The 12,204-nt window shown below is 40.1% G+C and carries 11 protein-coding genes; 5 read left to right on the forward strand and 6 right to left on the reverse strand.

The window, feature by feature from the left end; translation table 11 throughout:
* The first annotated feature begins 36 nt into the window (after nt 1–36).
* Complete coding sequence (gene kdsB / locus B4N43_RS06110) at nt 37–780, forward strand: 3-deoxy-manno-octulosonate cytidylyltransferase (RefSeq protein WP_182981168.1); 744 nt, start codon at nt 37–39, stop codon at nt 778–780.
* A 6-nt stretch (nt 781–786) separates the two neighbouring features.
* Here kdsB and B4N43_RS06115 read toward each other — a convergent pair whose 3' ends face one another.
* The 3 genes from B4N43_RS06115 to B4N43_RS06125 are packed head-to-tail and all read right to left on the reverse strand — an operon-like array spanning nt 787 to nt 3,403.
* Nucleotides 787–1,692 carry an aldo/keto reductase gene (locus B4N43_RS06115; protein WP_286733533.1) on the reverse strand — a complete coding sequence of 302 codons (906 nt, stop codon included), beginning with the start codon at nt 1,690–1,692 and terminating at the stop codon, nt 787–789.
* The gene (locus tag B4N43_RS06120; protein WP_286733535.1) at nt 1,679–2,410 is read right to left on the reverse strand and encodes an FKBP-type peptidyl-prolyl cis-trans isomerase; all 732 of its coding nucleotides are present in this window, start codon (nt 2,408–2,410) and stop codon (nt 1,679–1,681) included. The genes B4N43_RS06115 and B4N43_RS06120 overlap by 14 nt, the downstream gene beginning before the upstream one ends.
* 6 nt (nt 2,411–2,416) lie before the next feature.
* Nucleotides 2,417–3,403: a glycosyltransferase family protein gene (locus tag B4N43_RS06125; protein ID WP_120334628.1), complete on the reverse strand. Its 987-nt coding sequence runs from the start codon at nt 3,401–3,403 to the stop codon at nt 2,417–2,419.
* 219 nt (nt 3,404–3,622) lie between these two features.
* Between B4N43_RS06125 and B4N43_RS06130 the strand changes: the two genes are divergently transcribed.
* Together B4N43_RS06130 and B4N43_RS06135 are read left to right on the forward strand one after the other, a co-directional pair.
* Nucleotides 3,623–4,534 carry a zinc dependent phospholipase C family protein gene (locus B4N43_RS06130; protein ID WP_286733537.1) on the forward strand — a complete coding sequence of 304 codons (912 nt, stop codon included), beginning with the start codon at nt 3,623–3,625 and terminating at the stop codon, nt 4,532–4,534.
* Between the two features lie 101 nt (nt 4,535–4,635).
* Nucleotides 4,636–6,522, forward strand: coding sequence for a TonB-dependent receptor plug domain-containing protein (locus B4N43_RS06135; RefSeq protein WP_286733539.1), 1,887 nt, complete (start codon nt 4,636–4,638; stop codon nt 6,520–6,522).
* A 154-nt stretch (nt 6,523–6,676) separates the two neighbouring features.
* On the opposite strand, the gene B4N43_RS06140 is transcribed toward B4N43_RS06135, so the two are convergent.
* From B4N43_RS06140 to B4N43_RS06150, 3 genes are all read right to left on the reverse strand, one after another.
* Nucleotides 6,677–7,393 carry a ThuA domain-containing protein gene (locus B4N43_RS06140; protein ID WP_120334631.1) on the reverse strand — a complete coding sequence of 239 codons (717 nt, stop codon included), beginning with the start codon at nt 7,391–7,393 and terminating at the stop codon, nt 6,677–6,679.
* A 121-nt stretch (nt 7,394–7,514) separates the two neighbouring features.
* A complete protein-coding gene (gene aroB, locus B4N43_RS06145) occupies nt 7,515–8,582 on the reverse strand; it encodes a 3-dehydroquinate synthase (protein WP_120334632.1) in 1,068 nt (355 codons plus the stop codon).
* 50 nt (nt 8,583–8,632) lie between these two features.
* Nucleotides 8,633–8,839, reverse strand: a complete 207-nt coding sequence (locus B4N43_RS06150; RefSeq protein ID WP_120334633.1) for an RNA-binding S4 domain-containing protein — start codon at nt 8,837–8,839, stop codon at nt 8,633–8,635.
* Between the two features lie 95 nt (nt 8,840–8,934).
* Here B4N43_RS06150 and B4N43_RS06155 point away from each other — a divergent pair, with 95 nt between their 5' ends.
* Both B4N43_RS06155 and B4N43_RS06160 read left to right on the forward strand, forming a co-directional pair.
* Nucleotides 8,935–10,128 carry a proline dehydrogenase family protein gene (locus tag B4N43_RS06155; protein WP_075992054.1) on the forward strand — a complete coding sequence of 398 codons (1,194 nt, stop codon included), beginning with the start codon at nt 8,935–8,937 and terminating at the stop codon, nt 10,126–10,128.
* 265 nt (nt 10,129–10,393) lie between these two features.
* Nucleotides 10,394–12,172, forward strand: a complete 1,779-nt coding sequence (locus B4N43_RS06160; protein WP_075992053.1) for an AMP-dependent synthetase/ligase — start codon at nt 10,394–10,396, stop codon at nt 12,170–12,172.
* The last annotated feature ends 32 nt before the right edge of the window (nt 12,173–12,204 follow it).

Genomic DNA, 12,204 nt, shown 5'->3' on the forward strand with positions numbered 1-12,204 from the left:
AATTCCAATTGCCCATCCATTGATAAAAAATAAAAGATGAAATTTTTAGGTATTATCCCTGCTCGATATGCATCGAGCAGATTCCCTGGAAAACCCCTGATCGACATCGAAGGAAAAACGATGATCCAACGTGTCTACGAACAGGTCAAAAAATCAACAAAATTAAACGAAGTTGTTGTCGCAACCGACGATCAACGCATAGCACAAACTGTACTTTCCTTTGGTGGCAAAGTCGTCATGACAGCAGAGCACCACCAATCGGGAACAGATCGTTGCGCCGAAGTTATAACGGATATAGAAGGTTATGATGTTGCCATCAATATACAGGGTGACGAACCCTTTATTGACCCCGCGCAAATTGATCTTTTAGCACATTGTTTTGAAGATACCACTACGCAGATAGCGACCCTAGTCAAGGAAATTACTGCGGAGGAGGAACTATTCAATGTAAACATCCCTAAAGTTGTCCGAAACAGCAAAGGAGAAGCAATCTACTTTAGTAGGCAGACCATTCCTTTTTTAAGAGGTGTGGAAAAAGACCAATGGTTACAAAAGCAAACATTCTATAAACATATCGGAATATATGCTTACCAGGTAGATACATTAAAAGCCCTGACACAACTTCCCATTTCTATGCTAGAAGAAGCAGAGGCATTGGAACAGCTGCGCTGGTTAGAAAACGGTTACACCATTCAAACGGCAATTACAATGCATGAAACTGTCGCGGTGGATACAAAAGAAGACCTCGCTAAAATATTAAGACTATTTTTTAATAAATAGTAAAGCTTACCGGTGTTCGGTATAGTATAACGACCGGACACCTTCCAATAGTACCTGCTTATCCGAATCACTTAATTTGATAATCTGCGCTTTTGCTCTGATCAATTCATCCAATTGCAATTTGGTACTCACACCAACGAGTGCTGTACCAACAGCTGCGTTAGAAAGCACATAAGATAGTGCAACAATCATATTGTCTTTTCCGATACGTTTGGAAAGATTTGCCAAGTTTCTCACGATATGGGCCACCTCTCCCGAACTATACTGAAGAAAAGGTTCAATAGGTTTGTTGATGAGAACACCTTTGGCTAATACACCGCGTACGACGATACTTACACCCCGTTCTTCCAACAAGCCACTGATTTCTTCTTCTGGTCTTCTATCCAATAGACTGTATTGCATCATTACCGAGGCAATGTCAGATTTGGACAAAAATGCCTTGATAACGTTTGGGCGAATTGATGAAAGGCCGTAAGCACGGATTTTCCCTTGTTTCTTCAACAACTCAAACGCTTCAACAATCTCCTCTATCGGATCTTCTATTGTACCACCATGTAACTGATAGAGGTCGATGTAATCCGTTTTTAAACGTGACAACGAACCTTCCACAGCCTTGATAATATAGTCTTTCGAAGCCTTCCAATCCCAACCGGATCCATCTGCACGCCAAAGGTTACCAACTTTCGACGCCAAAACAATATGCTTGCGAAAGCTTTGCACACTCTCCCCGACGATCATCTCGTTTAGGCCTTTATCGTAGAGATCAGCGGTATCAAAGAAAGTGATCCCGTTCTCGTAAGCTTTTTGGATAATATCTTTGGATTGTTTGGACTGATTGCCTTTTAGCGACATACAGCCCAAACCTATTTCCGAAACGATTAAGCTTGTATTTCCTAATTTACGTTGTTCCATCTGTACCAATATCAAGCAATTCTACCTCAAACACCAATGTGCTGTTTGCAGGAATTTCACCTGTCGCCCGTTCGCCATACGCTAATCTGCTTGGTATAAAAAATTTATACTTTGCACCTTTCGACATTAACGGGATTCCAATCTGCCAACCTTTGATCACCTGACCCAAGGACAGTTTCAATGGCTCCTTACGGTCATATGAGCTATCAAATTGCTTTCCATTGAGTAAAGTACCTTTATAATGCACTGTTACCTCATCATCACTTTTTGGCTTTGGACCTTCCGCCTCATTGAGAACAAGATATTGAATTCCTTCGGCTGTAGATTTCATCCCAGCAACCTTAGCATTTTCTGCAAAAAATTTATCTTCTTCAGCACGGCTAGCAGCCTCTTTTTTAGCACGAACGTCCATGATCGCCTGCTGGATAACAGCTCTTCCTTGGCCTTCTTCCAATAGCGATTTCTCCCCTTTCAAGACATCCGAAATTGCTTTTGCAATAACATCTGACTTCAAGTAATCGATCTCAATAGATTTTAGTGAATTTCCGATATCGGCACCAAACGCATAAGACACAGAATCGGCCTTCGTTTTCAGTTGATTTGTTGCACTTGATTTAGTTGCGACGACCTTCTTCTTCGCCGTCGTGTTCGTTTTTTTTTGTTGGGCAAATCCTGTGACTGTTGTCAAGGATAATAGGGCTAATGCAATATACTTCATGTTTGTTTAACGGTGCTTCTGCACGATTTCATTTATAATTTCCTGCGTGATATTAGGGTAATCAACTTCAACCCTAGATTTACTGTTGAGCCAGGCTTCTATCGCCAGCATGTTTTTCTGTTTTAAGCTCGAAATTACAGGCACCCCCATCTCTTCCAATGACGCTGCATTCAAATGCTGCTCATATTGGTTTTTCATCGGGATAACTAACAGTTTCTTTTTCAAATATAACGCTTCTGCCGGTGTTTCAAAACCTGCCCCACATAAAACTCCAGAAGAAGATGCCATACTATCAATAAAAGATTGGTTATTGATCGGTCTTATCGTTACATTTTTCATGTCAAATGCCTTCGAATTATGTTTGCTGAAAACATCCCACTTCACATCCGGAAACTTCATCAAATGCTTTAAAAGATGCGCATCGTCATATGCCGGGAGGTAAACCGTATAATGTCCCTGATCTGTCACATTCAATTCACGAACAGCATTACGGATAACCGGTTGGTAAATATTCTTGGCGTACCGCTTGAAATGGAAACCATAGGAATGAGTAGACGGAGCATAATTTTTCATAATAAATTTGCCCAACATATCACTATCTTCTGGCTTAGGACTCGATGGATCTAAGGCAGCAATCTGATGGCTCAACCCAATGCATTCCAAATCTTTTGAATGACAAGCCCAAGCAGAAATTGGTTCAAAATCATTGATCACCAAATCATAGTTTTCTATGGGCAAGCTCTTAATTTCATTCGTGAATTTACGGATCGTCGAACTCATAAATGTTTTCCACAGATCTACTCCGCCGGATTTACCAAAGATAAAACTCAACCCGTGAAAACGGTATTTCACTTCGAAAGGTAATGATAGATCTGCTTGAATTCCACTAACCAAAACATCGACTTCCCCTAACTCCCTCAAACAGGGGACAATATCCATTGCCCGGCTCAGATGTCCATTTCCTGTCCCTTGTACGGCATACAATATCTTCATAACGACTGCATTTTGTGTCGGCAAATTAATCAATTTTAACGAGTATCAATATTATTTTATTGTTTAGTTATGTTAAGAAAATATAAATTAACATCAATAAAAAAATTCGTTAATCCATTTTTAATTTTCCTTTACGTATATTTAATATCAACAATTAATTAATAGCCAGTTTAATACCCCATGAAGTCTCTATTTTATCGGATGCTTTGCATAGTCGCCATGCTAATTTTAACATCATGGGGATTTTTTGCTCATAAAAAAATTAACCATTATGCCGTCTTTGCGCTCCCCGCTCAGTTGGCCAAGTTCTATAAATCCAATATTGACCTTATTACCGAAAAAGCCGTTGATCCAGATAAACGCTGCTTCACAGACAGCGCTGAAGGCCCAAGACATTTTATAGATTTAGAGGACTACCGCAAGGAAAGTACAGTTGACTCCATACCGATACATTGGTCACAAGCCAAAGAGAAATTTCAAGAAAAGCAATTGTTAAAAAATGGCATTGTGCCCTGGCAAATCAATCTTACCTACCAAAAGCTTGTTAAAGCCTTTCAAGCAAAAGATTATAAACGGATCATCAAACACTCTGCAGAACTCGGCCATTATATTGCTGATGCCCATGTTCCATTGCACACGACTAAAAATTATAATGGACAGCTAACGCATCAACAAGGTATACATGCATTCTGGGAAAGCCGCTTACCAGAAATGTTTTCAGAAAAATACAACCTTCGCGTTGGAAAAGCCAACTATATTAAAGATCCCTTAGCGGAAGCCTGGACTATCGTCCGTGAAAGCAATCGCCTTGTGGATTCTGTATTGAGCATCGAAGCCCAGCTCAATCGTCAATTTAAGGCATCTCAAAAAAAATCTTTTATTGAGCGAAACAATCAATTGGTATGGACCTATTCCGACAGTTATGCTAGAGCTTATCATGAAGCCATGAACGGTATGGTTGAAAGGAGAATGCAAAAAACCATTTTACGCGTTGCTTCCTATTGGTATTCAGCCTGGCTCGAATCCGGCCAACCCGACTTGACTAACATCGAAAAAATAAAAAGCAGCGACAAGCAAGATCACATCGATATAACGGGGAAAAAGCGTATCGGTCGAGAAGAATGGATGTAAAAAGGCTACAAAACATCACCCGGACTACCAGTATTATTCACACCGGACTATTTATTTTTTAGTCAGCTAAGCTACTTTTGCAGCGTAAAATCTAGGAAAGCATGTTGAATAAGAATATTACGTTAACAAACCTTGCATTAGTGCTGAGTATTGGGGCTGCGACTGCTCAGATTAAAGACACAACCGCTTTAGGCGAAGTCATCATTAATCAAAATCGCTTACAGATCCCTTTTTCAAAACAAAGCAAGAATATCCAAATATTGACGCAGGAAGATATACAGAGACTACCAAATCGATCAATCAACGAATTGCTTAGCAATATCCCAGGTGTTGATATTCGCCAACGTGGACCATTCGGTTCGCAGGCAGATATAAGTATCGACGGTGGGTCTTTTGAACAGACGGCGATCCTACTCAATGGTGTTAAAATCACCGATCCACAGAGTGCCCATCACAATATGAACCTTCCGGTTCCTCTAGAGGCCATCGAGCGTATCGAAATAATTCGGGGGCCGGCTTCACGGATTTTCGGTATTAATGCACTAACCGGTGCCATTAACATCGTAACAAAGAAAATTGAATCAAATCAAATTAGCGCCCAGGTATATAGTGGTTCTTCATTCAAAGATAATGAGCAGACAAGTACAGGCAAGTATTATGGTAAAGGTGTTCAGCTTGGCTCACAGTTCTTAACCAAGCAAACAAGCCACGGTTTATATTTTGGCCACGAAGATTCGAATGGACAACGCTATAATACAGCCTCCAACAATAATAAACTCTATTATGACGGTACATATCAACCGAATACAGCCAATATGATAAAAGCCAATGTTGGCTATATCAACAATCAATTTGGAGCCAATGGTTACTATGCTGCACCGAGTGACAAGGAAGCTTATGAACAGGTTAAGACAGCTTTCGCTTCCCTACAGTCCAAGCATCAATTAACACAGGCATTTTCCATCAGTCCACGTCTCAGTAATCGCTACAACGAAGATGAATATTGGTATTTAGGCAGAGAAACAACCAAAGGTAGATCCAAACATTACAGCAACGTCTTCGGAGCAGAAATCAATGCTACATTGGAGCAAAGTTATGGTACATTTGGCTTAGGATTAGAAAGTCGATTTGAACGCATCAATAGCACCAGTATTGGCGACCATAACCGGGAGAATTACGGCGGCTACCTTGAATTCAAAACAGAGGCGATCAAAAAACTGATGATCAACTCTGGTGCCTACATCAATTACAACTCAAAATTTGGCTGGCAGGTATTCCCGGGTCTAGATTTGGGATATGATATTACCGAACATTGGAAGATTGTAGTCAACGCAGGTTCTAGCCAGCGGATCCCTTCCTTTACGGATCTTTACACCAATCAGACAGCCAACGTCGGAAACCCCACACTGAGCTCTGAAAACGCCTATCAGATCGAAGGTGGTATAAAATACTTATCCAATCGGATTATCGCTCAAGCGGGCTATTTCCATCGAAGGATAAGCGATTTCATAGACTGGCAAAAAGAGGATGCCACTACAGGAAGCGGAACGGTCATTCCGTGGAAACCAATAAATATTGGAAAAAATAAAATTGATGGATTCAATGCTTCATTCCGATATAATATCAACGATCCCAGCGCAACGACACGATACTTTACAACGCTAAGTTATAATTATCTCAACCCAAGCATAACATTAGCAGACGGGATACTATCCAAATATGCTATTGAAAGCTTAAGGCATCAAGTTATTGCCAACTTTACCATAAACCACAAGAACTGGATGTTAACTTCTGCAAACCGCTTTAATGAGCGTATCAGTTACAAATCTTATTTTATCGCTGACGTAAGAGGATCGTACCAACTCCAAGACTTAAACATCTTTGTGGATGTTCAGAATATATTTGACAAGAGCTATATAGAAGCTGCCGCCGTTCCAATGCCCGGTCGTTGGTTTAGTATCGGCGCAAAATATAAACTGAACTATTAAACCCAAGCAAATGGCAAAATCGGTTCTCTTCCCTTTTCCCGTCAATTATAAAAAAGTCCCAAATGGAATGACCATTTGGGACTTTTCATTGTGTTATTGACACATAGAAGCATGTACCATGCCCTATTTAAGAAAACGCCAACTATAAAATAAGTTACTTTTTCTTGGGAAGAACAGATAAAATTCCTCCAATTAAATGTTTTTGGAACTCAGGTTCGTCATAGGACTCATCGGTATGTCCAAGCCCGGTATAGAAGACTTTCCCTCCATCGTAGCTCTGGGTCCAGGAGATTGGATGTTGATCCCCCATTTTTCCACCTTGGTAGCTTTTTTCATCCAAATTCATCAACACATGCAATCCGTCCTTCACGTCCTTGAAATTATACCATTCATCTTTGTGCCACCAGATCGGATCGAGGTGCTTGGTGGCCGGATGTTTTCTGTCCAGCACATCAATTTTGGCTTTTTGTACGGCAGGATGAGACGCAAAATATGCCCCTACAAGGCCGTTATACCAGGGCCAATCAAACTCCGTATCCGTCGCGGCATGGATACCCACAAACCCTTTTCCTGATTGGATATACCGCACAAAAGCTTCCTGTTGCGCATTATCGAGAATATCGCCAGTTGTGCTCAGAAAGATAACAGCGTCATATTTTTTCAATCCCTGATCTGTAAACAGAGCAGCGTCCTCCGAATGATCAGATTTTATCTTTTCTTTATCTAGCAATTGTTTAAGTACCTGTGCACCCTTTTCGATGCTTCCGTGTCTAAACCCTTTTGTCTTGCTAAAGATCAATACTTGCCTTTGTGCCTGAACAGCAGCTGATATCCCCAACAGGAGAAACAGAAAAATGAAGATTCTATTCATGATATAAATGGTTATTATGATGATTTAAGTTTAGGTTTACTATTTTCCGCAACGAAATTGCGATAAAAATAGCTGTAAAGAAAAGCCGTGCATTCTCCCGATACACGGCTTTTCTGTTTTATTATTTTGTGATTAGCTCACGGTAAAAATCAAGACTTTCTATAATATCATCCTCAGAAACGTAGATATCATATTGACAACTGCCAATTTGATCAAGCAATGCGAAACCGATCTGATTGGACAGGTTTTTCTTATCATTTCGCATCAGATCCAACAAGGCTGTATCAATGGATGAATCGAATGTGTAATCGTTGAAATATTTTCTGAAGGTTTGGATCAAATCGTTTAATTCATCCAAAGGCAAACCATTCAATTTATGCGATAGATACCCCTCACAAATCATTCCTACTGCAATAGCTTCTCCATGTAATAAAGGTGAAGCATCGTTCAACAAAGAGTATCCCTCAATAGCATGACCAATTGTATGGCCAAAGTTTAAAATTTTACGCAGTCCTTTTTCTTTCGGATCCTCAAGAATAACACGGTTTTTGATCGAAACAGAATGTTTGACCAAAGAATTATCGATTTGATCGATCTCCAATGTTTTCACTCGCTCATAATAAGCCCGATCGAAGATCAGGCCATGTTTGATTACTTCAGCAAAACCTGAGATTAACTGACGTTGATCTAAAGTTTTCAAAAACTGGCTTGAAATAAAAACAGCCTGGGGTTGTGCAAAAGTTCCAATAATATTTTTCACACTTCCCATATCAATACCGGTTTTACCCCCTACTGATGCATCTACCTGGGAAAGTAAAGTCGTCGGAATTTGAATAAAATCCATCCCTCTTTTGAAAGTCGATGCGGCAAATCCTCCCATATCAGTCACCACACCACCGCCAAGATTGATCATCAATGAATGTCTATCAGCTCCGAAATCGAGCATATTATGCCATACACCAATACAGAAATCAATATTTTTATTTTCTTCGCCCGGATCTACTTCTATCACATCATAATTCGCTAAATTGGGTAAAGCTTGCTGAAATAGCGGCAAACAATTATCCAAAGTATTGGTATCCACCAATACGATGATCTTTGAGTAATTGCGCTCAGCTAAAAACGCCTCTAAAGAGGCCAACGTATCATCAAAATATACCTGATAGCCCAAACTTTCTATGACTTCCATTCTATGATTCTTTAAGGTTTAAGTTTTCTATTTACCAATATTGTTTAATATTACACCAATTTTATTTCCATCCCATCAAATTCAACAACATCTCCTGGTCTTAATTTGAGTCTTTTCCGGTAATCAACCTGCCCATTATACTTCACATACCCTTCCGACACAACCCATTGAGCCATAGCACCATGCTCTACCCAATTTAAAGCTTTAAGTAACTGTATAAGCTGGATATATTCGCCCTCGATTTTAAATTCTTGCATTTCACAAAAATAGTGGTTTCACTGAGGAATACAAGAATTATCATCGTTTTAATGCTTACTAAATTGCTACATTTGCCTTATTGCAAATAAAGATTATGATTGAGAATTCTGAGCCCAAGACATTATCCTTTGATAATACAGAGATTGCTTTTAAAAGTAAAAGCGATAAGGATTTGGAAAGAGCGTATTGGTTATTCAAAATAATAGCGAATAACTTCTTGACAAAAGTAGGTCCGTCAATGACCAACTTTGCCCTGAACATAGGACTGCCTATCCAAGGCATCATCCGTAAAACAATCTTCAAACATTTTTGTGGTGGAGAAACCATCGCGGGTTGCGAAGCAGCAATCAACGAATTGGGAGAGAATGGTGTAGGGACAATATTGGATTATTCCGTTGAAGGAGAAGAAACAGAAAGTGCATTTGACGCCTGCTGCGAAGAGGTATTACGTACCGTAGTTGCGGCCAGTAAAAACAAGTACATTCCATTTTCAGTATTTAAACCAACTGGATTAGGACGTTTTGAGTTATTTGAAAAGGTCAACGCCAAAGAAACTTTAACAGAAGCAGAACAAGGAGAATACCAACGCATGTTGGATCGTACTGACCGTATCTGTAAAGCATGTCATGCCGCCGGTGTAAAAGTTTTAGTGGATGCTGAACATTCATGGATTCAAGATGCGATCGATGATATTGCACGTGAAATGATGGAAAAATACAATATGGAGAAACCAATTGTATATAATACTTATCAATTGTATCGTAGTGATAAGTTGGCATCTTTGAAAGCCGACTTTGAATACGCAAAAGTTAGAGGCTTTCACATGGGTGCTAAGATCGTTCGTGGTGCCTACATGGAGATCGAACGTGCTCGTGCTGCACAAAAAGGTTATTCCGATCCCATCCAGCCAAATAAAGAAGCTTCCGATAGAGATTATAATGAAGCTATTGAATTTATCTTGGACCACCTGGACAACTTTGGGCTAATGGCGGGTACACACAATGAGGACAGTAGCATGTTATTGGCGAAGGAAATTGACAGACGTGGTATCGATAGATCCACCGATCGCATCTTCTTTGCGCAATTATTGGGTATGTCTGACAACCTGAGCTTTAACTTAGCGGCACATGGCTATAATGTTGCTAAATACATGCCTTATGGACCGGTTAAAGCGGTGATGCCATACCTTTTCCGTAGAGCACAAGAAAATACTTCCGTCGCAGGAGCGACAGGTCGGGAGCTCGGGCTTTTGATCAAAGAAAAACAAAGAAGAAAAGCTAGTCGATAACGACTAGCTTTTTTTATAATTGGCGGGCATCAAGTCCATCTACTCAAGGAACTATGCTCAAATGGTATCCAGGAAACACCCTACTTTTGAAAAGCACAAAAGCACTTTACCTATCACTCGACTCCCCTTCATCCTTTTGAAACAAGCTAATTACAAAATCATTCCATATTCTTGAAACTATTATTTATGTTTGCAAACTTTTCCCTTAAAACAAAGTTCATACTGGAAGGGTGCTCCCCCGGAGCTTAAAAGAATACGATTTGAAATGGAAGAAAAACTTAGATTATTTGATCTTGCACGTCAACAGATGGGCAAATACCCCGATCTTGATATGTTTGCACACAAAGTGGACGGCAAGTGGAATTATATCAAAACAGCAGATTTTCTTGAACAAGTAGACAGCCTCTCCAAAGGGCTGATTGAACTTGGCGTGAAACCCAACGAGAAAGTTGGTCTCATTGCCGGCAGCAGTATGGAATGGCATTTGATTGACTTTGCAATCCAGCAAATTGGTGCAGTGGTGGTGGCCATCTATCCAAATATTACGGATACAGACTATCAATATATCTTTAATGATGCCGAAATCAGGGTTTGCATCGTCAGTAACAAAAGCCTGTACGATCGCCTGATGAATCTAACCGACTCAATCTATACATTGAAGTATATTTTTTGTATCGCAGATCAGGAAGGCACACGTAGCTGGAAAGAACTGAATGATATAGGCTCCAATTGCTCCCTAGAAAAACTAGCAGCACTACGTGACCAGGTTAAACCTGAAGATCTCGCTACCCTGATTTACACATCCGGTACAACGGGCAAACCAAAAGGCGTAATGCTGTCACACAATAATATCTTTTCCAATGTATTGGGCGCAGCAGAAATTACCCCTTGTAAAGCTTATGACCGCGGACTGACCTTCCTCCCTCCTTGTCACGCCTACGAGCGTATGGTTTTATATACCTATATGTATCTTGGCTTTACGATCTATATCGCAGAATCTTTTGACAAGATTGGTGATAATCTGAAGGAAGTAAAACCTCATATCATGACCGTTGTCCCACGTATTCTTGAAAAAGTTTATGAGAAAATCATGAAAACAGGTCATGATCTCAGTGGTTTCAAACGCAAAGTATTTGATTGGGCTGTTTCAGTTGCAGAAGAATATGATCCAAATCCTGAGAAAAGAAGTCTATCCTATAATCTCAAACTAAAGCTTGCCAAGAAACTTGTCCTTAACAAATGGTATGAAGCATTGGGTGGCGAATTACTTACCGTTGCTTCTGGATCAGCCTCTCTTCACAGCAAGTTGACACGTGCCTTCTTAGCTGCAGGAATTCCATTATATGAGGGTTACGGCATGACCGAAGCCTCCCCACTCATTTCGGTCAATCATTATATCAAAGGAATACGCATAGGTACTGTTGGCCTTCCTGTCCGTTTTGTTGAAATAAAACTTGCTGAAGACGGAGAAATATTAGTAAAAGGCCCTAATGTCATGATGGGATACTATAAGAACAAGGCCGAAACGGATAAAACAATCATTGATGGATGGCTGCATACCGGAGATATTGGAAAGTGGGAAGATGAAAAATTCTTGAAAATCATTGACCGAAAAAAAGAGATGTTCAAAATTTCGGGCGGGAAGTACGTCATACCACAGCCAATAGAAACAAAGCTCGTTGAATCTAAATTTATTGAACAGGCAATGGTTATCGGTGACGGGATGAAGTTTGCTTCTGCCTTTATTGTACCAAACTATGCCCATTTGTTGGATTGGGCCAGAACAGATGCTCCTGAACTTGCAACCATGACAAAGGATGATTTTCTGACTGACCCTGCCATTGTAAAAAAAGTCAATCAGGAGGTGCGTCGTGCGAACCAGCACTTTGGTAACTGGGAGCAGATTAAGAAACCAATTATTTTAACAGATGAATTTACTATTGAAAATGGAGAGTTAACACCAACCTTGAAAATGAAACGAAAGGTAATTCTCGAACATCATCAAGAAGAGTTCAATAACCTCTATCAAATGGAGATGGATTAAGGATTAACAAATCAAAATTTTGACATAGCGCA

Source organism: Sphingobacterium sp. UBA1897, assembly GCF_002337775.1.
In the GTDB taxonomy this organism is placed as follows: domain Bacteria; phylum Bacteroidota; class Bacteroidia; order Sphingobacteriales; family Sphingobacteriaceae; genus Sphingobacterium; species Sphingobacterium siyangense.

What these genes read in the sequence shown, in the direction of transcription:
- kdsB (WP_182981168.1), top strand. Translation starts at nt 37, where the DNA reads ATGAAATTTTTAGGTATTATCCCTGCTCGATATGCATCGAGCAGATTC.
- B4N43_RS06115 (WP_286733533.1), bottom strand. Translation starts at nt 1,692, where the DNA reads ATGGAACAACGTAAATTAGGAAATACAAGCTTAATCGTTTCGGAAATA.
- B4N43_RS06120 (WP_286733535.1), bottom strand. Translation starts at nt 2,410, where the DNA reads ATGAAGTATATTGCATTAGCCCTATTATCCTTGACAACAGTCACAGGA.
- B4N43_RS06125 (WP_120334628.1), bottom strand. Translation starts at nt 3,403, where the DNA reads ATGAAGATATTGTATGCCGTACAAGGGACAGGAAATGGACATCTGAGC.
- B4N43_RS06130 (WP_286733537.1), top strand. Translation starts at nt 3,623, where the DNA reads ATGCTAATTTTAACATCATGGGGATTTTTTGCTCATAAAAAAATTAAC.
- B4N43_RS06135 (WP_286733539.1), top strand. Translation starts at nt 4,636, where the DNA reads ATGTTGAATAAGAATATTACGTTAACAAACCTTGCATTAGTGCTGAGT.
- B4N43_RS06140 (WP_120334631.1), bottom strand. Translation starts at nt 7,393, where the DNA reads ATGAATAGAATCTTCATTTTTCTGTTTCTCCTGTTGGGGATATCAGCT.
- aroB (WP_120334632.1), bottom strand. Translation starts at nt 8,582, where the DNA reads ATGGAAGTCATAGAAAGTTTGGGCTATCAGGTATATTTTGATGATACG.
- B4N43_RS06150 (WP_120334633.1), bottom strand. Translation starts at nt 8,839, where the DNA reads ATGCAAGAATTTAAAATCGAGGGCGAATATATCCAGCTTATACAGTTA.
- B4N43_RS06155 (WP_075992054.1), top strand. Translation starts at nt 8,935, where the DNA reads ATGATTGAGAATTCTGAGCCCAAGACATTATCCTTTGATAATACAGAG.
- B4N43_RS06160 (WP_075992053.1), top strand. Translation starts at nt 10,394, where the DNA reads ATGGAAGAAAAACTTAGATTATTTGATCTTGCACGTCAACAGATGGGC.